Origin of the sequence: Frankia sp. KB5 (assembly GCF_002099325.1) — a bacterium.
GTDB classification, from domain to species: Bacteria; Actinomycetota; Actinomycetes; order Frankiales; family Frankiaceae; genus Frankia; species Frankia casuarinae.
This window is the reverse complement of sequence record NZ_MRUJ01000046.1, coordinates 1-19,246: the sequence shown is the minus strand read 5'-3', so window position 1 is coordinate 19,246 and position 19,246 is coordinate 1. Positions and strand designations below refer to the sequence as shown.

Here is a 19,246-nt window from a genome sequence, read left to right as displayed (position 1 = left end):
GATCATCCCCGCCGGAATCCTTGCCGACCGACGATCTCGCGGACGGCTCTGCGCTGTTACCGTGCGTTATTCAAGGAAGTGCTCACCCACGAACACCGCCCCGGGACGGAGACCCGTCGACCTCGGTACCGGACGGCGGCGGCCCGGACGGCGACCGGTACCGGGTCAGCAAAGCGGCCCGGCGCGCGGGGTGCAGGTTCGCCCGGCTGACGTCCCCGCCGTAATGCTCGACGACGCGGTCGTCCATCACCCGAAACCACACCGGCGGGAGATACGCCGCGAGCAGGAGCGTGGCGTACCCCGCCGGTAGCTGGGGAGAGGCCTCGAAGGACCGCAGTGCCTGGTAGCGCCGGGTCGGGTTGGCGTGGTGGTCGCTGTGTCGCTGCAACTGGTAAAGCGCCAGATTGCTGATCACGGCGTCGCTGTTCCAGCTGTGCCGGGGGTCGACCTTCTCATAACGCCCGCTCGGAGTCAGCTCCCGGGCCAGGCCGTAGTGCTCGATGTAGTTGACCCCCTCCAACAAGGTGAACCCGAAGGCCGCCTGGGCGACGAGGAAGACGAGTACAGCCGGCCCGAACTCGACGGCCAGCGCCAGGAACAACACCGCGGTGAGCAACCAGCCAAGCACGACCTCGTTGCGCACCGACCAGACCCGTCGGCCGCGCAACCGTAGCCGGGCGGCCTCCAGCGACCAGGCGGAACGCAGGCTGCCGACGACGGTCCGCGGCCAGAACCGCCAGAAGCTCTCCCCCAACCGGGCGCTCGCCGGGTCCGCCGCCGTCGCTACCCGCACGTGATGGCCCCGGTTGTGCTCTACGGAGAAGTGACCGTACGCGGCCGGCGCCAGCATCAACCTCGCCAACCAGCGCTCGAAAATCCCCCGCTTGTGGCCGAGCTCGTGCGCGGTGGTRATGCCCACCCCGGTCACGGTGCCGACCGACACCACCACGCCGATCCGGGCGGACCACGACAGGTCGCCGTTCGTCCAGGCCGAGGCGCCCAGCAGCAGGCCGACGCCCGCCAGCGGCGGGTAGAGATACGTGCACCGGCGGTAGTAACGGTCGGCCTCCAGCGCGGCCCGGATCTCCTCCGGTGGATTGACCGGATCCGGCGGTGTGGTCATGTCGAGCAGCGGAACCAGGACGAAGACGAAGAGCGGGGTGATCCACCAGTGCAGCTCGACACCCGTCCGATGCCACAGGCCGTATCCCACGATGGCCAGCAACGGAACGATGATCGCGGTGAGCCACATGTACCGCTTGCCGTCCCGCCAGGCGAGGCCGCCGGGCGCGGTGAGGACAGGTGCCGCCATCGGTACCTCCGATTTGCCGGCCGGACCGCCGACCGGCGCCGACCGCCACCGCGGGGCGAAAACCCCTGACGGCGCACGATAACTGGACAGTGAGCCTGCCACGTGTCATATACGGTGACAACAGAACGCCGGTCACATCGAGGAGCAGGACCCGTGCAAACAGGTGGCGTGACGCCGTCGCCCGCGGGCCGGCGGTCCCGTTCGATGACCGACTCGCCCCCCTGGATCGGCGGGGTGATGGTCGGCACTCTGTTGCTGTCCACCGTTGTTCTGATCACGTATACGCTGCTTCCCCTGCCCGGCCAGGAACGTCTGGGTGCGGGCAACTACGTCCTCGCCGCCGTGCTGTTCGCCGCCAACATCCTGCTGCCCCGGCTCCTGCGATGGCACCGGCGCCGCCGGAACCACCGGCCATGATCCATCCGCGCGCCGGTCCCCGCCCCAGGCCGGCCACGTGGCCTGTCCCACGCCCGGCGCATCCCGGCGCCTTCCGGGAACTCCGGCTGCCACGATGGCCGAATGTCCGCACTGATCGTGCTCTTGGTCGGCCTGGTGGCGGGCATCGGGGTCCGGCACCGCGGACGACTGCCTGCGGACACCGCCCACGTGATCAACCTCTGGCTGCTGGACGTGGCTCTGCCCGCTCTGACGCTGCGYGCCATGCACGGCATCGTCTTCCCGCCGAACCTCGCGCTCGTCATCGCCGCGCCCTACCTGCTCTTCGTCCTGACGACGGCCGGCTACGTGCTGGCCGGACGAGCGTTGCGGATGCCGCGGGAGGTCGTCGTCGCCCTGATCGCCACGACCGCGGTGGCGAACACGAGCTTCGTCGGCATCCCGATGGTGACCGCCTTCTTCGGCGCGTCGTCGGTCCCGGTTGCCGTGCTCGTGGATCAGCTCGGTTCCTTCCTACTGCTAAACACGGTGGTCCTCGGGACGGTCACGATCAGTGCCGGCGCATCGCTTTCCCGCGCCGAGCTCGCCCGTCGAGTCCTCACCGCTCCGGCGCTGATCGCCTTGGTGGCCGCGCTCGTCCTGCGGCCGGTGACCTTCCCGGGCTGGCTGAACGCCGCGCTGGGGTCGCTCGGTGGCACCCTCACCCCGCTCGCCCTGTTCTCCATCGGTCTGCAACTCCAGGTGCGTGCGGTCCGGGTGTGGTGGCGGGAGCTGGCCCTCGGCCTCGGCGTCAAGCTGGTCGCCGCGCCCGCGCTCGTGGTGGGGATCTACGCGCTGACGGGGAGCGTCGGAGATCACGACGTGCGGGTGGCCCTCTTCGAGGTGGCGATGCCCCCGATGGTCGCCGGCGCACTCATCGCCGCCCGTCACGAACTCGCGACACCGTTGCCGAGCCTGCTGGTGGGAGTCGGGGTTCCGCTGTCGTTCGTGAGCCTGGTGGTCTGGGCGCTGCTCCTCGGGGCCTGAGGAGGTGGGGGGCCTGAGTCGTGCTCGTCCTCCAGTGGGGTCACCGCTGTAGCGGGCGCCCGGCGTGCTGATCACACCCCACGTGGGCGGGTTGACCATGCGTGCGGCGCACCGGGCGGCACCTCCCACGAGCGCGCGCCGTCGGCGCACGGGGCGAGATGTGTGTCCGCGATGGCGGAGAAATCGCCGAAGAACTTGATTTCCAGCCGCTCGCGACAGACACCTCCCTTGCCGTCCGGCGCGAGACGCAGAAAGTACAGCACGCTCGTACCTCCGGCAGCCGGCCGGTCATGCGGGTTGTAGCCGCCACCGTCCCAGTGGAACTCGGCCCGGGTCCGCAACACCCAGCGCAGTCCCTCGATGATGATCGGATTTGGGTCCGGCAACCGCATCGCGAAGTGCCGCTCGAGCTCGAACACGCGTTCCTGCTCGATGAGCCCGGCCGGTAGTCCAGGTGTCCGCCGGAGCATGAAGATCTCCAACGTGCGGTCCGCGCCCGCATCGGACCGCAGCGCGGCGTGGGTGAGACGCACGTCGAGCAGCTCCGCGCGCACCGCGTAGCGCTCGGCCAGCCGGGCCTTCACGATGACGCTGGGCACCAGCGCGCTCGGCCGCACGCCGAGAGCGGGCAACGCCGCGAGCGCGGCCTCGAAGTCGTCCACGGCGATCAGCAGCGCCGCGTGGTCCAAGACGCAGTACCGTGCCACCAGATCGACGAGGGCCGCCGCCTCGTCAAGGCCGTCGAACAGGCCGGCGAGGAGACCCTCGGTGCGCAACGCGCGCAGCGGCGCGCACACGGCCTCAATCCGGCGCACGTCGACGACGTCCAGACCGCTACCAGGCCGTCCGAGGTCGGGATGCCCCGGTGAGGYCGTGAATCCCTGCGCTTCGATCATCCCGTGCCACCTTCCGCCGCGCGGATGTGCATGACGACCGGACACACCACGCCGATTCGTCCAGTCGGGTTCCTGCTCAGTCGGGYCAGGCCACCTTAGGCCGCTGGGCCTGGCCACCACGGCAGATCCGGCCCTGGAGCGTTCCTGGCAGCCTAGCGGGGTTGAGATAACAGCCCGTCACCACCCACCGGCGAATCGCTCCTTACCGGTAAAATTGTCGCATCACCTGTGTGACGAGGCTCGCTGGCATCCCCGGGCCGCGACAGGCCCGTGGAATAAGCCGGTGGAATGAGGAGGCGCGCGCCACGCTTCTTCCTGACGACGGACGCGACCCGTGGCGTAAGGAGGACCTCAACCCGTGCTTGATCCCGATGCACTTTACGATCTTGCCGAGGACCTGGCCGGCGGTTCGATCGATCTCGGCCGTCCCGTCATGCTGGAGGCGATGACCGGGGTGGTTGACGCTGGCAGCGCGGTCAGCCTGGCCGGCGAGCACCTGATGACCGCGCTCGACCACCGGCTACTCGCCACCTTCGACATCGACCAGTTGCTCGACTACCGGTCCCGCCGGCCGACCATGGTCTTCTCCGAGGATCGCTGGGAGAGCTACGAGGATCCCGTCCTCGCGCTGTACCTGTTGCGGGACGAGGCAGGCACTCCGTTCCTGCTGTTGGCCGGGCCTGAGCCAGATCTGCAGTGGAAGCGGTTCACGGTGGCGCTGCGAGGCCTCGTGGCCCGGCTCGGCGTCCGTCTGACGGTCGGGCTGAACGCGATTCCGATGGCGGTGCCGCACACCCGCCCGTTGGTGGTGAGCGCGCACGCGACCCGTAAGGACCTCATCGTGGGGTACGAGCCCTGGCTGCGCCGGCTACAGGTCCCCGGCAGCGCCGGCCACCTGCTGGAATTCGAGCTCGGGCGGGAAGGCCGGGATGCGATGGGTTTCGCCGCTCACGTCCCGCACTACCTGGCGCAGACGACCTATCCGGCGGCCACCGAGGTCCTGCTGACCTCGGTGTCGAAGGCGACCGGGCTCCTGCTCCCGCTGGACGGGCTGCGCTCCGCCGCGGTTGCCATCCAGGACGAGGTCGACAGCCAGATCGCCAGGGGCGGTGAGGCCGCCGCGCTGGTCAGCGCCCTGGAAGAGCAGTACKACGCCTACCAGCGCGGACGGCGCGGGCCGAGCCTGCCGGCCGCGGACGACGTCCAGCCGCTGCCGACCGCCGACGAACTCGGCGATGCCTTGGAGCGTTTCCTCGCCGAGCAGACCGAACCGGACGGTCCCACCCCGAATCCCTGACCCGGGTCAGGGATTCGGATCCCACCAGCCTGACCGGCCCGCTCCCCACCGAGGTCACCTGCCGCAGCCCGCCCTCCGCGGGCCGCCGTGGAGTGGACCGGTCCCGTGCGTGTGGATTGCGCACGGGTCGAGCCGTCGATCGACCAGACGTGAAGGTGGCGGCGCAGGGAAGCCCACACCGCCGATGATCAATCTTTCTATACCATGATCCGAACGCGGTCCGGGTGTGGTTGCATTTAAATTGTGGAAGTAGCTTCTGGTCACCTATGCCAGACCGGGCCAACCGATTGGCTGTACTATTTCGATCCGCTACTCGGAGAGCCAGCCCAGGACGCCTGACAATCGTCTCACTTGATGATCCAGTGACGGAGAGAATCGGACGATGAATCTGCCCGAGACGTCCGCATGACCGCATCCCCCGCCGGACCGGTGCCCACCGCGGCCGGTTCGACGCCGCTCGAGACCGCGGACAGCACGGACCCAGCTGCCGGCACCGACCCGGCCGCCAGCGCGACGCCTGCCGGTCCGGCGGCACCGGCAAACCCGGCGTCACCGCGCGATCCGGAGCCGACGGTCGATCCTGCGCAGACAGCCGATTCCGGGAATCCCGTACCTGCCGTGGCCCCGACGGCCGGCGCCTCGGCGGCCGGACCCACCATGCGCGAGCGGTACCGCTACCTGCGTAAACCAATGCGCACCGCCCTGTTGGCAGTGCATGTGCTGGTGAGTGTCGGCTGGAATGGCGTGGCGTTCGCGCAGCTCGTCCTGGCTTCGACCGCAGCGGCCGATGCCGGTCTTCGGCACTCCGCATATGAGCTCATGCACGTCGTTGACCGGGTCCTCAATATCCCGCTCGCTCTACTCGCCCTGACCACCGGGGTGGTGATCTCGGTAAAGACGAGGTGGGGACTGCTGCGGCACTGGTGGGTGGCGACAAAACTCGTCATCACCGTCGTTGCCGTGATACTCGGCAGCTCCATGATGCGCCCGTTGGTCGTGCGGGCCGGACATGCGACGGATGGGGGGGAGGTCGCCTACGCGGCTCCGACCGTCGCGATCATCCTCGGCGCCAGTGTGATGAACGTCCTGTTCATCACGGCGACGGTGCTGTCCATCGCGAAGCCTTGGGGAAAGACTCCTCGGGGCCGGCGAGCGATGCGCCGCGCCGGGGCGGCTCCCCTGTCCACGCGGCCGGGCCTGCCGGCGTCATCCGCGCCACTGGCCAYCGCCTCGGCCGCCACGGGGAGCGGGGACCCGGTACTCCCGACCATCGTGGCGGTTCCCCTCGGCCCCTGAGACGGCGGCGCGGCGGCCGGGAGAAGTTTCATGGCTCTTCAGCTCCCCGTGGTCGCCCGACCGGCGACGGGTGGGGACGGCCCCGGCCGGCCGCGGGAGCTCGACCGGCGGGCCTGACGGGGCGGGCTGCTCCGCGCCGGCTGGCCGTCCCGGCAGCAGAAAGGCGAACGGTGCGGCGAGGACCGTGGACCCGAGGGTCCACCAGAACGCCGTACCGAAGGCGCCGGCCAGCGCCACCGGATCGGCGGGTCCGGTCCCGGCGGGTCGGCCGGTGATCTGGTGGGACAGCACCACGGCGAGGATGGCCGTCCCGAGTGAGCCGCCGATCTGCTGGAAGATCCGCCCCGCGGAGGTGGCGCGCGGAATCTCCTCCCGGCGCAGCCCGTGGTAGGCAGAGGACATCACCGGGATGAGCGCCATGGCCAGCCCGATGCCGCGGACCGTCAGGGAGACCCCGAGCAGCACCTCGCTGGTGTCGGCGGCGACCTGTGTATACGCAACCGATCCCAGCGCGCTGAGCAGAAGGCCGACCAGAACGAACAACCGCGGGCTGCGCCGGTCCGCCACCCGGCCCAGCACAATCAGGGCGATCATCATCCCCAACCCCTGCGGGGCGAGGAGCAGGCCGGCGGCGGCGGCGCTGCGGCCACGGGCCTGCTGCTCGTACAGGGGCAGCAGGAACATCGCCCCGAACAGCGAGATCCCGAACAGGAACATCATCCCCGATGAACCGGCGAAGGCCCGGGACCGGAACAGCCGCAGGTCGATGATCGGTTCGACGGCGGTCCGCAGGGCATGCACCGTGAACAGAACGAGCAGGGCCGCGCCGAGGGCCAGCGGCACGATCACCCGCACACCCGTGAAGTCACCCTGCCGGCCGGCCACGGAGAAGCCGTAGACGATCGCGGCCAGCCCCGGGGACAGCAACGCGAACCCGAGAGCGTCGAAGCGATGCCGCCCGGGAGTCCGCACATCCGGCATCCCCAGCCAGGCCAGGACCAGCCCGATCAGGCAGACCGGCACGTTGATGAAAAAGATCCAACGCCAGTCGAGATCGTCGACGATCAGCCCGCCGATGACCGGCCCGAGCACGGGAGTGACCAGCGCGGGCACCCCCACCGCCGCCATCAGGCGGCCCAGCCGTTCCGGCCCGGCCGCCTGCGCGATGATCGTCTGCATCAGAGGCAGAAGCAGGCCGCCGCCGAGGCCCTGCACGATCCGGAAGGCGATGAGACTGCCGGCCGACCATGCCGCCCCACACAGCGCCGAGCCGACGAGGAACAGGACCAGCGACAGCAGCCACATCCGCTTGGCGCCGAACCGCTCGGCTGACCAGCCGGTCACCGGGATCACCATGGCGAGCGCGAGCAGGTAACCGGTACTCACCCACTGGATTGTCGAGATTCCGACGTTGAAGGATCGGGCGAGGGTGTTGATCGCCACGGAGGTGATCGTCGCATCGAGCTGCACCACGACCGCACCGACGAGGACGATCCCGGCGAGACGGATCAGCGCCGGATCGAGCCGATCTCCGCTACCGCCCGTCATGCCCCCGCCCGCCGCGGCGGGCGCCTGGGTCTGYGCTGCCATCACAACCTCCGTACGACCCGAGCAGGATCATCCGCCGCGAACTGGGGCGAGTCGGACCAGGCGCCCGGGAATAGTCCTGGTCGAGCCGCACCCCGCCGACGATACACCGTATCGCTTTCGCTACGCCGTACCTTTGTCCGTACGGTGTAGCCGCCGGACCCGACCGTGTAATCTCGCTGACCACGTAACCTCGCTGTATGTGCGGATCGAGGGGAGCATGGAACGTCCCGTCGACTCCGGCCGGCCCACCCGCCGCGCCCGCCCCGGAGTTGATCTCCCGCACCGACCCGGACGGGCCCGTCACAACCGCCGGGTCGGGCGACCCGGGCGGGCCGCACACGCCCCAACGTCGCCTGAAGCCCGCGGCTGCGACCGGCTTCGCCCCGTCTCCCGCCCGCCCGGCCGCTCCCCCGACGGCGCTACCGACCGCTCCCCCGACGGCGCTACCGACCGCTCCCCCGACGGCGCTACCGACCGCTCCCCCGACGGCGCCGCCGCACGTCGAGGAATGCGACAGCCCGATGAAGGGCCTGTTGTGGACCCGGCCCGTAGCGCGCCAGAAGCCCCGGCTGAGCCGGGAGGCCATCGTCGACGCGGCGATCACCCTGGCCGACACGGAAGGACTCGACGCCGTCTCTATCCGCCGGGTCGCGGCAGTTCTCGGCGTCCGGCCGATGAGCCTGTACTCCCACATCGCCCGCAAAGACGATCTTCTCGATCTGATGAGCGACCGGATCGCTGCCGAGATCCTCGTCCCCGACCCGCTGCCCGCCGACTGGCGCGACGCCCTGCGTGCCATCTCCCATCAGACCCGGGCCAGCTGCCTGCGCCATCCCTGGATGCTGACCACGTTCGCCGGACGGCCGCACTACGGACCGAACGCGCTGCGCCACGCCGAGCAGTCGGCCGCAGCGGTCGCCAGGCTGCCCGTGCCACCTCGCCGGAAGATCGCGATTCTGCGCGCGGTCGACACGTACACGATCGGGCACGTTCTCGCCGAACTGCGGGCGCGGGACCTCCACTCCCGGACCGACGTCGACAAGGTCGAGCTGACCACCTACCTCCGCGGCCTGATCGCCACCGGCGACTATCCCTTCCTCGCGCAGTTGGGTCCGGGCAACATGACGATCATGGGTGACGACGCGCAGGAGGACTTCGCCGACGGGCTGGAATGGCTGCTGGTCGGCATCACCGCGGCGATCGAGTCCTGAGGGTCAGACGCTGCCGAGCACGCGGGTGATCCGCACCTCCACGACGACACGCCGGGGATTGGCCCGCGGCGCGCGGTAACGCTGCGCATAGCGGAACTCGGCGTCGGCCACACTCGCCGGATCATCCCGGAGCACGGCCAGTCCCTCCAGCGTCGACCAGCGTCGGCCGTCGATCTGGCAGAGCCCGACGGGGGTGCCGTGGGCCGGTCCCGCCGCGATCAGACGGGCCTTGCGGGACCGGGCCGATGTGATCACCCGGGCGATGCCCGCCGCCGGATCAAGTGTCGCGCCGACGGCGACCACGTGCGGGCTGCCATCCGGCCGGACGGTGGTCAGGCTGCACAGGTGCCGCTCTCGCCAGAAGTCAAGAAAGGCCTTGCCACGCCCGGCCAGGTCGAGCAGATGCGCGGGGTCAAGCCGGTTCTGGTGGTCGACCCCGAGCCGGCGATGCGTGAGCACCGGGAACTCGGCACGAACGGCGGCCGGTCGGGACGGGTCCAGCTCCGCGCGCACCGTGGTGGGCCGCGGGCCGGCCTCGGCGAGCACCTCTCCCCACGGATCGACGACGACGCTCGCCCCGGCCATCTCCCGGCCCGCCTGGCGGCCCGCGGCGTTGCAGGCGACGAGATACACCTGGTTCTCGATGGCCCGGGTCCGGGTGAGCACGCGCCAGTGGTCCAGCCTGGCCAACGGCCAGGCCGATACCACCACCACGATCTCGGCACCGCCCTCGGCCAGCAGCCGGAACAGCTCGGGAAACCGGAGGTCGTAACAGGTCGCCAGCCCGACGATGCCGAGTTCGGTGGGGACGGTTCCGACCGTGGCACCCGGCGTCAGCAACCGGGCCTCCGCGGAGCCGTAGCCGAACAGGTGCACCTTGCGGTACGCATGCCGGATCATCCCGTCCGGACCGATCAACACGGTCGTGTTGAAAAGCCGTCCGTCGGYGGACCGTTCCACGATGCTGCCGGCCACCAGGTGGCATCCGCGTTCCCGGGCGGCCTCCCGCAGGGCGGTGACCGTCGGCCCGGTCAACGCCTCCGCCTCCGCCTCGTACCGATCGAAGTGAAAATAGCCGGTGACCCATAGTTCGGGGAGGACGACCAGGTCCGCCTGGGTCTGCCGGATCTCCCCCAGCACCCTGCGCACCCGGTCCGCCGCGTTCTCCTCGTCGGGACAGCCGAGCTGCAGGACGGCGGCACGGACCGGGGCTGTCATACGGGGCTCCTCGCCTTGTCGACCATGCGGTTCCGCAAACACGAGGGTCTTCCCGGCGGCGACCCGGTCGACCGCGGGATTCAGGACAGGCCCAGCATCGCCTTCCACTGCTGGGCGCTCGTCGGCCGGAAGACGTGGTTCATCCGCTTGACCACCGCAAGGTCCTCCGACGCCTGCGGAGAGTACTGGTGGCCGGGGAAGACGGTGGTGGTGTCCGGCAAYGCGGCCAACCGACGCAGGCTGTCGTACATCAGTCCCGCGTCGCCGCCGGGCAGGTCCATCYGGCCGCAGCCCTCGAGGAACAGGGTGTCTCCGGCAACGAGCCGATCGTCGACGAGGAAACACTGGCTGCCGGGGGTGTGGCCGGGGGTGTGCAGCAGCCGCACGGGGATCTCCCCGACCGTCACCACATCGTCGTCGTCATGCTCGACCAGATCGGCCGCGGAGACCTCGGTCGCCCGCCGTACCCACTCCGCCTCGGCCCGGTTCACGTGAATCGGGACGTTCTGCCGGYCGAGCAACTGGCGGACACCCTCGATCTCCAGGCCGAACGCGTTTCCACCGATGTGATCGGCGTGGTAGTGGGTGACGAGCGCGCCGGTGAGCCGCATACCGTCGGCGGCCAGCAGGTTGAGCAGGTCGTCGACCTTGTAGGCGGGATCGACGACCAAGGCCTCGCCGGTCTCGCGGTCACCCACGAGGTAGACGAAGTTGACCATCTGGGTACCGACCGGATCGCCGACGGCGAAGTCGCGGCCGGACAACAGTTGACGGAAGTACAGGCGATCGGTCACCCCGCCAGCCTACGAAGGTCCGGCCCACGGCGGGGCGAGTTGCTCACCAGGGCTACCCGCGGCGGCATGACGGGTGAATGATCCATGTGGTGCACGGTGAAGAAGTCCAGGATCGCGCCGGTGGCGTCGAAGGACCGGCCGGCGGCCGAGTCGGACCGGTCCCGGCGGGCCTCCGGGCTGGCCGGCCACAGATGCGTGCCCCCGGTCACCGTGTCGAGCCGAACCTCGGCACCCCCGAGGCAGTCGACGTACCGCAGGATGATCACTTCGCCTCTGGGCTCGGTCAGCACCGGCGTCGGATTGCAGCCGTAACGGTCGGCGTATGCGCGGATCACCGCCGGAGCCGGCGAGATGTGCGCGGGTCCGCCCGCCACCGCGCCACCCGCATAGGGCACGGACGGATCGGCGGTGCCGTGCACGGCCATGGTCGCCGGGGTACGTCCGGGCGGGCAGCGGACCTCGAACGTCGAGGAGACCATCGCCACGGCCGCGAATCGACCGGATCTGCACACCAGCGCGGCGGCGAACTCGGCACCGTTGGAATGCCCGGCGGCGTAGACAGCACGGTCGTCCAGGCAGAACCGCGCATCCAGATCATCCAGCAGAGCATTCACGAAACCAAAGTCATCCGCCTTACCCGGCTCCCCGAGGGTGTTCCAGCGTCGTGGTGTCCCCAACGCGTCCGGGGTCACCACGATGAAACCGCGGTCGCCGCCCAGGGCGCCCATGCGGGAACGCTGCTCTTCCAACTCCTTATCGGCCTTGAAACCGTGGAAGTCGAAGATCAACGGATAGGCGTGACGCCCGTCGTGACCCACCGGCAGTGTCAACCGGTAGTAGCGACGGACTCCACCCAGAACCAGGGAATGTGCCCCCGAGAGCAGCGGGACCGCCGGCCGCGGTGAGACGCAGGAGGAGCCCGCGGTCGATATTCCCGAGCCGGCAGCGAAACGTCGCGGCACTGCCTTGTCAGAGACGCTGCCGGAGACGCCGGACGAGCCCGCGAAACCGTGCACCAGCTGGACGACAATGACCAGTGTCAGCGCGACGACACCCGGCACGGCGAGATGCCAACGTGCTGGCGGCGGTTTCCGGGACACCGCACCCACGGTACGGACCAGACCAGGCCGAAGGAATACATCGCCGCGACGCCTGCGCGACACCGTCGATTCCCGATGTCGGGACGGCAACCACACCGGCAACCACACCGGCGGCGGACCCGGCGGTGGACCCGGTCGAAACCCCGCGCGCCGGTTGATCGGCCGGCCGTCTGCCGTCAGGCTACCGGGCTGAGGCCGCCATCGAGGTTGATCGTCGCACCCGTGATGTAGGCGGCCCGCGCGGAGAGCAGGAACGCGACCAGATCGGCGAACTCCTGGGCCCGGCCCACCCGACCGAGCGGGATTCCGGAGGTCCGCCCCATCCGTTCGTACAGCTCGTCGACCGTGATGTTCTCTCGGGCCGCCGCCCGATCCCACTGCCCGCTCTCCACCAGGCCGATCAGCACCGCGTTGACCCGGATCCGGTCCGGGCCGAGCTCCTTGGACAGGGCCTTGGTGAGCGCGAGGCCCGCGGCCCGGGTGACGGAGGTCGGGGTGGAACCGGCGCTGGGGGCTCTGGCCGCCACGGACAGTGAGTTCACGATGCCGCCACCGCCCGCGCGCCGCAGGTACGGCAACACCAGCCGGGAGGCCCGGATCGCCGCGTGCAGCTTCAGCTCCAGATCGGCGTTCCAGACCTCGTCGGTCTGGTTCTCGAACGTACCGCCCGCGCTGGCGCCGGCGTTGTTCACCAGGGCGTCGACGGCGTTCCAGCGGTCGACGGCGGTGGCGACGAAACGTTCGAGGTCAGTGATGCTGGTCACATCGGCAGGTACGGCGAGAACCTCGCCACCGCCGGCCTGCGCCTGCCCGGCGACCTCCCGCAGCCGCGTCTCGTCGCGCCCGCAGAAGGCCACCCGCGCCCCCTCGGCGGCCAGCGTCCGCACCAGGGCGGCTCCCAGCCCGTTCGAGCCGCCGGTCACCAGCACCACCTTGCCCGCCAGCTGAAGATCCATCCCGCTCCTGTCGCCTCGCTCCGGTCGCAGTTTTCGATGAGGCAGGCCAGCCGCGGCCGGCCGGCAGACCGCCCGACCATCCGCGACGGGCGCCACCGGTCCTGACGACCTGGGCAGCTACCGGGTGATCGGCCCGCCGTTCCCATCGATCGACATGATGAACATACCGAGGGCGGAAGATGCGATCAGCATCCACCAGGTCTAACGTCGGGACCGGCGAGAGGGGGCGGGACGATGGCCAGGTGCGACACCTGCGGTAACGACTACTGGATGTCGTTCGAGGTGCAGGTTATAAGTGGCGAGAAATACACCTTTGACTGCTTTGAATGCGCTGTGGCAAAACTTGCCCCCCGCTGCGAACATTGCGACTRCCGCATTATCGGACACGGCGTCGAGGTATCCGGGCGGTTCTTCTGCTGCGCCCACTGTGCCCGGGTTTCGGACGGCCGCCTCGGTGCCGAGCTCCGCGACACCGTCGGCACGCATCCGGGCTGATCCGGACCGGATGCGCTCCAGCCGACCCGGATCAGCCCGGCGGCCCGCCACCCGCCCGCGGAGCGGCCATCGACATCACCGAGACAACTCCGAGAAATATCGTTTCTACTCTCTGTAGACGGACATACGGGTCCGAGAGGGTACCATGCCTAACGAGTCGACGCCCTCGTCCGCTTCGCCGACGGCGTCGGCAGCCAGGTGATCGCCGATGGTGCGGAGACCGCCGACGAGCTCGCCGCGGTGGTCGGGGTGTCGACCGGGGTGTCCGGGGTGCCGCCGCGTCCTGTCGGACACACCTTGGCGGCGTCACGACATCAGAGCGCGAAATGGGTACGCAGCGCGTCCTCCAGTTCCCCTGACGTCTGAAGGCGTCAGTCCCCTCGGGAGTTTCTGATGGATGCCGCCTCGCTGGCAAGGATCTCCTCCATACGTTCAGAGATGTCCCGCCGACCACTGTGGCCGGGGCGCCACGAGCACCAAGCACACGCCGACCGTTAGCGCGGTGTCCATAAATGTTCGCTGGGTTGGGTTAGGCGGCTTGGGTGCGGGGCGTCCCAGCGTTGCTGGCGTTCAGAGCGGACGCGGGCGCGTTCGCGGCGTTGCGCGGCCAAGACGGGCGGGGTAGCGGGCCGTCGGCGTTGCGCCCGCGCGGGTAGGCCTGCGGTTCGCGGGCGAGCACGGTGTGGTTGGGGTGGTCGGAGCTGGCGATGACGACGGTGCGCACCGGGYCGAACTGGTCGAAGGCGAAGCAGCGGTTCGGGCAGGTGGCGGTCAGGTACTCGATCCGGTCGAGTTTCCCTCCTTGTCCGGATCGGTGAACTCCTTCCAGGTTCTCGTCCGTTGGAAGGAGATCCGGTGGTGGCCCAAGAGCTGACGCAGCCGTTCCCGGCCGACGGTGACGACCCGGTCGGGGTTGTCGCCCAGGTAGTCGGCGAGTTTACGCAGGCTCCAGTGCGTGAACGGCCGCCCCAGTTTCGTGGGACGGGTCCGGGCCWCCGCGATGATGAACGCCTCGTCTTCACAGCTGATCCGGCGGGGACGGCCTCCGGCCCACCGAGGGTCCAGGCAGGCCAGACCGATCTCGTTGAACCGGTGGATCACATCCCGGACCGTGCCCTCGTCAGCGGCAACCAGCCGGGCGATCGCCGGCACCGTCGTCCCGCCGGCCGATGCCATGATGATCGTCGCCCGGCGGGCCCGGACCGAGGAGTGCGTCCCCCGCCGCACGATCGCCTGCACCTGGCGGCTTTCCTCCCCGGTCAGCCGCCGCGCCCGCACACGCTGTGCCATACGCCCACCTCCCGGCACCGGTCACACACGTCGGTACCGACAGTGCACATCCCGCCCCCGGGCAGCGCCAGCCCCACCCGGCGCCTCCCGACCCAGCAAACGTTTATGGACATCACACTGGCGATGACGACCCAGATGTCGGGTTTGACGAAGTCGAATGCGCCTTCAGGTTGAAGGAAACCAAGGAGGAAGGCATTATTAAACCCCGCGTTCGTTTCGCGTAGCCCGCTGCGTGACACGACGGCAAGCAACCCCAGCAAAACTGGGAAGGCCGGACACTGCCTCACCGACATAGGACGGGGACGGCGTAGTCCCCCACGGCACGTCCGGCCCTCCTCCACCCCCTGCACCCGCAGTACACACGGCGGGCCGCCTCGGAAACGGCCCCTTCAGGAGGATGATCCCGATGACCACCAGCACTGACAGCGCCACCGTCGCCACCCACTCACAGCCGTTACCAAACGAAGCCGAGGCGTTACCCACTCCGCCGCCCCTCAGCCCGCTGCGCGGCAACCCGGGCGTGATCGGTATCCCCACCTTCATCGCCGGGGCCGTCGGCCTCGGGCTGGTCGACACCGGGTGGCTTCCGCCCGCCGCGGCCGGCGCAGCCATACCCGTTATCATGACCGCCACCACCGTCGGTCTCCTGATCTCCGCGATCTGGGCGGCGGCGCTCGGGCAGAACGCCGCGGCCAGCCTGTTCGCAGTGTTCTTCGGGTTCTACGGCAGCTACGCCGCGTTCGTCCTCGGTCTCGGCCACAACTGGTACAACATCCCCGCCGATCAGGCCACCAGGAGCACCGAGCTGTGGCTCATCAGCTGGCTGGTCACCATCGTCCTGTTCACCGTGGCCACCCTGCGCCTGCCCAGCAGCTACACTCTGCTGCTCGGGCTCGTTGACGTCGCGCTGGTGCTGCTGCTACTCGGCACCATCAACACCAGCACCGCCCTCACCCACGCCGGCGGCTACGTCGTGTTCGCCTTCATCGCGGTCGCGGTCTACCTGTACCTCGACCTCATGTTCACCGAGACCGGCGGGRAGGGCCTGCCGCTCGGCAAGCCGGTCATCTCCGGATAGCATGCCGCGATACGATTGCCATAGATAGCCGGGCCGACGCGTACTGATGAAAATTTCTTGCACCTGCCATCAGATTCATAATCGACATTGGTGATTGCGATCCGGTTCACCGAGCAGGTAAATGGAGAGGCCGATGGGAATCGTCATCAACGTCGAAAATGGTGGCACGTTCACCGATGATTCCATCCCCGAGCCAACGGCCATAACGCCATAACACCAAAAAGAACAAAGAACAAGCGACAAAGATCAATTTCGCCTGAACGGCCAGGCAGTGCTGGCCACTGGTGGCGCCCGCGGCATCGACACCGAGCCTGCTCGGGTTCTCGCAGCTGCGGGCGCCACCGTGTGGAAACCGACATGACAGAGTCATTGAGCCTTTTCAAAGTTGGTTGTTCTAATGGCCCTCGCTAGCGAGGACGAGGACGGCCTGGGCGAAGGTGCCGACGCGGCGTGGGCAGCCGCGGAAACGGTCGAATATGTGCCAGTTCTTGAGGACCGCGAATCCTCGTTCGCCTTGTGAGCGGGTGGTGGCGTGGGTCCGGTTCAGGACTCTTGCACGAACGCGGTTTGACGGGAATAGGCGTTCCTTCCGTTTCGGGTGATCGGTGACGGTAGAGGGGTTTTGCGCTGGGCTGTGGGCACGGCTGGGCCACGTGTCGTAGGCGAAGAAGCAGGCACGCCGCTTGTAGATCACTGGGATGTCTGAAGTCCTCGTGGTCTGGAGTGCGGCGTGCCTGTGGGCGCATTGTCGCGCGATGYCGCCGGTGTGCCGGGTGCTGGCGAGGTGTCGCGTGAGGGAATCTGGGAGCGGTTGGATCGGGTGACCGATCCACGGTCGACGCGGGGGCGGGTGTATTCGTGGCTGTGCCTGGCCGCGGTGTGGCTGTGCTCGCTGACGGCTGCGGGGCACCACCGGGTGTCGGCGGTCCGGGCGTGGCTGGCGCGGACCAGCGGCGCCGAACGTGCGCGGCTGCGGCTGCCCTGGGACCCGTTCGCCGGATGGCGGCTGCCGAGCACGGCGACGATCCACTGCTTCCTTCAGGCCGTGGACGACGGTGAGCTCGCCGTGGCTCTGCTCGATCCGCCGTTGGACCCGGACCCGCCCGCCGAGCAGGGGGACGATACCGACCAGCGAACCGAACCGTCCGCTGCCCCGGTGGATCCGGGCCACGGCTGCCAGCCGGTGGAGTCGGCGGTCGCCCTCGACGGGAAGACGAGCCGGCACGCGAAGCGCGCTGACGGGTCCAAGGTGCACCTTGTCGGCGTGGCCAGCCACGGCGACGGACGGCTACTCGCCCAGGTCGAGGTYGAGGCCAAGACCAACGAGACCGCGGTGTTCCGTCGGTTACTGCGGCCGCTGGACCTGACGAACGTGCTGGTCACGGCCGATGCTCTGCACACGGTCCGCGCGAATCTCGACACGCGGTCCAGGCGATCCGTCCGCACCGCTGGCGCCGGGAGAAAGGACGGCCGGCTTCCCGGGAGAGCGTCTATGCCCTCACCAGCCTCAGCTTCGCCCAGGCCGGGGCCGCGCTGCTCGCGGCCACTGGCACATCGAAACCGGCAACAAGCAGCCCAAGACCTACCTACGCGGCCCAGGGAAGGTCCTGCGCTCCAAGCACCCCGACACCGTCTACCAGGAAATCTGGGGCTACCTGCTCACCCACCACGCGATCAGCGCCCTGAGGTGTCGGGCCGCAACCGCCGCCGGGATCGACCCCGACCGGATCAAGTTCCCGCGCACCGTAATGATCATCCGCGACCGGGTCGTCACCGACCCGGTTTTTCCCCCCTGATGACCAGCATCACCGTGTGCTGCGGCCACTCGCCGCCGACATCACCCGGCCAACGCGGCACCCAGCACAATGCGCCACCCACGATCAGGTTCACCAACCCGCTGAACCCGCAGCTCGATCGACTTAGCGTCAGTGGCATTGGGGCAAGGGTTCTAACAACAACTCTAGGGTGGAGCTTCTCCGGTACTACTCCAAAAATCTTGGTCTGCTCGACGATCTCAGATGGCTACTGAGAGTGATCGAACAGGGTGATGGTGGCGAAGCAGACGAGCCGGACTTGCAAGATCAACTAAATGGGCGAGGCGGAGGTCGATCATAAACCAGCAGCTACTCATACTGCAGCCGCACGCCAGTGTGGCTGGCGAGTTGACTAATGGCTTGGTCATGACGATCAAGCTGCACACCCGTGGCGCCAAGTTCGGTTTTGAGATCTTGGATGTCGCCGACAACGCCATCAAGCACATTACGAACCCGGTTGACGTCGTCTTTGACTTCAGCGATTTCGGAGCGAACGGCCTGAAACTGTTCGGTCATGTACTTGAAGAGCTGGGTGAATTGGTCATCGTTCATAGCAATTTTAAGTATGAGTTAGGTTGGTCTCGTCGTCAATGGGTTGTTGTTTTAACTTTCTTTCTTGGTTCTTTTTGGCGATGGTGTAGAGATCATCTTCGTCTTCGTCGATCATCCCCGCCTCTTGGCTGGCGATGTCGTGAGCCGCCATAATCAGGCCTTGGGCAAKTAGATCTATGTCAATTTCCTCACGGTGCACAGCTCGAACTCGCATACGCTTTTGGCGGCCACGGCCATCGACATAGAGATGCGAGGAGGTTGTTTCGAGTGGTGGCTGCATGGGATCGGGCATGGGGGTGTAGACATATATTACCCCCCCCGAAGATTGCAAGTGTTGCCTCTTGCTACTGGGCCATGTTTCTAGCTTGTTCCAGAAGTTCCTTTACAAACGGTGGCGGATCTGTTGCGGCGTTACGTGCAGCGTGCCTGTAGAGCCGAGCATTCTTCTCAGGCTTCCCTAGCCCAAGAGTATCGCTCGCGCATTCCGGCCACTCTGCATCGAGAAGCGTCTCCATCTTATCGGCAATAACTGAGTATCCCTCATGCACCGCCGTAACTGGCCAGTCCACTTCCGGCTCACCCAGGTATCGGAGAAGGCTCCGGTTTAAGCTCTGGTTCTTGTTGTCTTCGGCTTGAGCGTTGACGTCTTGATTCTTGGCCCGCAATCGATCTCCGCCGCCACAATCACCGTCGAATACAATGTGACATGGAATGCCCAGTATCGAGAGTATCGCGTGCAGCAAAAATACACCGCCTTTGCCGCCTGCATCTGCGACGACTACGCCAGAGACAGATAGGGGCGTCCCACCAGCCCTTTCGGCACTGCCTAGGAGTACCGCGCAATCGTAAGAGTTCGGTGATGGCGTGGGTGGGCGGGCCGAAGGCCCGGCCGGTGTTGCCGGTCGGGTGGTTTTCGGCTTGTGGG

General features: G+C 68.1%; 19 protein-coding genes and 2 pseudogenes. 10 read left to right on the top strand and 11 right to left on the bottom strand.

What is annotated here, in order from left to right:
* Positions 1–82 precede the first annotated feature (82 nt).
* Entirely contained in the window at positions 83–1,312 is a 1,230-nt protein-coding gene (locus tag KBI5_RS05610; protein WP_011435695.1) for an alkane 1-monooxygenase, read from the bottom strand.
* Positions 1,313–1,516: 204 nt separating this feature from the next.
* On the opposite strand from KBI5_RS05610, the gene KBI5_RS05605 reads away from it, so the two are divergent.
* Positions 1,517–1,729 carry a hypothetical protein gene (locus tag KBI5_RS05605; RefSeq protein WP_049760855.1) on the top strand — a complete coding sequence of 71 codons (213 nt, stop codon included), beginning with the start codon at positions 1,517–1,519 and terminating at the stop codon, positions 1,727–1,729.
* 102 nt (positions 1,730–1,831) lie between these two features.
* A complete protein-coding gene (locus tag KBI5_RS05600; protein ID WP_011435693.1) occupies positions 1,832–2,734 on the top strand; it encodes an AEC family transporter in 903 nt (300 codons plus the stop codon).
* A 71-nt stretch (positions 2,735–2,805) separates the two neighbouring features.
* Here the strand turns inward: KBI5_RS05600 and KBI5_RS05595 are convergent, their stop codons facing one another.
* A complete protein-coding gene (locus tag KBI5_RS05595) occupies positions 2,806–3,630 on the bottom strand; it encodes a hypothetical protein (RefSeq protein WP_241882672.1) in 825 nt (274 codons plus the stop codon).
* A gap of 358 nt (positions 3,631–3,988) precedes the next feature.
* On the opposite strand from KBI5_RS05595, the gene KBI5_RS05590 reads away from it, so the two are divergent.
* Together KBI5_RS05590 and KBI5_RS05585 are read left to right on the top strand one after the other, a co-directional pair.
* Positions 3,989–4,927, top strand: a complete 939-nt coding sequence (locus KBI5_RS05590) for a PAC2 family protein (protein WP_085014493.1) — start codon at positions 3,989–3,991, stop codon at positions 4,925–4,927.
* Between the two features lie 405 nt (positions 4,928–5,332).
* Positions 5,333–6,223, top strand: coding sequence for a hypothetical protein (locus KBI5_RS05585; RefSeq protein ID WP_241882671.1), 891 nt, complete (start codon positions 5,333–5,335; stop codon positions 6,221–6,223).
* Here the strand turns inward: KBI5_RS05585 and KBI5_RS05580 are convergent.
* A complete protein-coding gene (locus KBI5_RS05580) occupies positions 6,134–7,813 on the bottom strand; it encodes a DHA2 family efflux MFS transporter permease subunit (protein ID WP_085014492.1) in 1,680 nt (559 codons plus the stop codon). The two genes, KBI5_RS05585 and KBI5_RS05580, sit on opposite strands and share 90 nt — an antisense overlap.
* 521 nt (positions 7,814–8,334) lie before the next feature.
* Here KBI5_RS05580 and KBI5_RS05575 point away from each other — a divergent pair.
* A complete protein-coding gene (locus KBI5_RS05575; protein ID WP_011435687.1) occupies positions 8,335–9,024 on the top strand; it encodes a TetR/AcrR family transcriptional regulator in 690 nt (229 codons plus the stop codon).
* Positions 9,025–9,027: 3 nt separating this feature from the next.
* On the opposite strand, the gene KBI5_RS28620 is transcribed toward KBI5_RS05575, so the two are convergent.
* The 4 genes from KBI5_RS28620 to KBI5_RS05555 form a co-directional block, all read right to left on the bottom strand.
* The gene (locus KBI5_RS28620; protein WP_347272468.1) at positions 9,028–10,242 is read right to left on the bottom strand and encodes a nitrilase-related carbon-nitrogen hydrolase; all 1,215 of its coding nucleotides are present in this window, start codon (positions 10,240–10,242) and stop codon (positions 9,028–9,030) included.
* Positions 10,243–10,322: 80 nt separating this feature from the next.
* Positions 10,323–11,036 (bottom strand): MBL fold metallo-hydrolase, encoded by a 714-nt coding sequence (locus KBI5_RS05565; RefSeq protein WP_085014491.1) that lies wholly within the window; start codon positions 11,034–11,036, stop codon positions 10,323–10,325.
* Positions 11,033–12,097: a PHB depolymerase family esterase gene (locus KBI5_RS05560; RefSeq protein WP_023840551.1), complete on the bottom strand. Its 1,065-nt coding sequence runs from the start codon at positions 12,095–12,097 to the stop codon at positions 11,033–11,035. Before KBI5_RS05560 ends, KBI5_RS05565 begins: the two co-directional genes overlap by 4 nt.
* Before the next feature lie 215 nt (positions 12,098–12,312).
* Complete coding sequence (locus KBI5_RS05555) at positions 12,313–13,092, bottom strand: SDR family oxidoreductase (protein ID WP_011435683.1); 780 nt, start codon at positions 13,090–13,092, stop codon at positions 12,313–12,315.
* A 234-nt stretch (positions 13,093–13,326) separates the two neighbouring features.
* Between KBI5_RS05555 and KBI5_RS27615 the strand changes: the two genes are divergently transcribed.
* Positions 13,327–13,587 carry a Prokaryotic metallothionein gene (locus KBI5_RS27615; RefSeq protein WP_085014490.1) on the top strand — a complete coding sequence of 87 codons (261 nt, stop codon included), beginning with the start codon at positions 13,327–13,329 and terminating at the stop codon, positions 13,585–13,587.
* A 198-nt stretch (positions 13,588–13,785) separates the two neighbouring features.
* Positions 13,786–13,953, top strand: coding sequence for a hypothetical protein (locus KBI5_RS26145; RefSeq protein WP_157902431.1), 168 nt, complete (start codon positions 13,786–13,788; stop codon positions 13,951–13,953).
* A 128-nt stretch (positions 13,954–14,081) separates the two neighbouring features.
* On the opposite strand, the pseudogene KBI5_RS05545 reads toward KBI5_RS26145, so the two are convergent.
* Positions 14,082–14,877: pseudogene (locus tag KBI5_RS05545) on the bottom strand (helix-turn-helix domain-containing protein).
* Positions 14,878–15,283: 406 nt separating this feature from the next.
* Here KBI5_RS05545 and KBI5_RS05540 point away from each other — a divergent pair.
* From KBI5_RS05540 to KBI5_RS27605, 3 genes and pseudogenes are all read left to right on the top strand, one after another.
* A complete protein-coding gene (locus KBI5_RS05540; protein ID WP_085014489.1) occupies positions 15,284–15,955 on the top strand; it encodes a GPR1/FUN34/YaaH family transporter in 672 nt (223 codons plus the stop codon).
* A 730-nt stretch (positions 15,956–16,685) separates the two neighbouring features.
* A pseudogene (locus tag KBI5_RS28615) lies at positions 16,686–16,973 on the top strand (transposase family protein); the annotation flags it as partial.
* Between the two features lie 370 nt (positions 16,974–17,343).
* Positions 17,344–17,751, top strand: a complete 408-nt coding sequence (locus tag KBI5_RS27605) for a hypothetical protein (protein ID WP_035730048.1) — start codon at positions 17,344–17,346, stop codon at positions 17,749–17,751.
* 327 nt (positions 17,752–18,078) lie between these two features.
* On the opposite strand, the gene KBI5_RS05525 is transcribed toward KBI5_RS27605, so the two are convergent.
* The 3 genes from KBI5_RS05525 to KBI5_RS27290 form a co-directional block, all read right to left on the bottom strand.
* A complete protein-coding gene (locus KBI5_RS05525) occupies positions 18,079–18,321 on the bottom strand; it encodes a hypothetical protein (RefSeq protein WP_085014487.1) in 243 nt (80 codons plus the stop codon).
* Positions 18,322–18,328: 7 nt separating this feature from the next.
* Positions 18,329–18,613: a hypothetical protein gene (locus KBI5_RS05520; RefSeq protein ID WP_133056961.1), complete on the bottom strand. Its 285-nt coding sequence runs from the start codon at positions 18,611–18,613 to the stop codon at positions 18,329–18,331.
* A gap of 52 nt (positions 18,614–18,665) precedes the next feature.
* Positions 18,666–19,246: TOPRIM nucleotidyl transferase/hydrolase domain-containing protein (locus tag KBI5_RS27290; protein WP_206745243.1), on the bottom strand; the 581-nt coding region annotated here is incomplete at its 5' end.

Coding starts and splice junctions, on each gene's coding strand:
- KBI5_RS05605 (WP_049760855.1), top strand. CDS start 1,517: ATGACCGACTCGCCCCCCTGGATCGGCGGGGTGATGGTCGGCACTCTG.
- KBI5_RS05575 (WP_011435687.1), top strand. CDS start 8,335: ATGAAGGGCCTGTTGTGGACCCGGCCCGTAGCGCGCCAGAAGCCCCGG.
- KBI5_RS05555 (WP_011435683.1), bottom strand. CDS start 13,092: ATGGATCTTCAGCTGGCGGGCAAGGTGGTGCTGGTGACCGGCGGCTCG.
- KBI5_RS27605 (WP_035730048.1), top strand. CDS start 17,344: ATGCTCTGCACACGGTCCGCGCGAATCTCGACACGCGGTCCAGGCGAT.
- KBI5_RS05525 (WP_085014487.1), bottom strand. CDS start 18,321: ATGAACGATGACCAATTCACCCAGCTCTTCAAGTACATGACCGAACAG.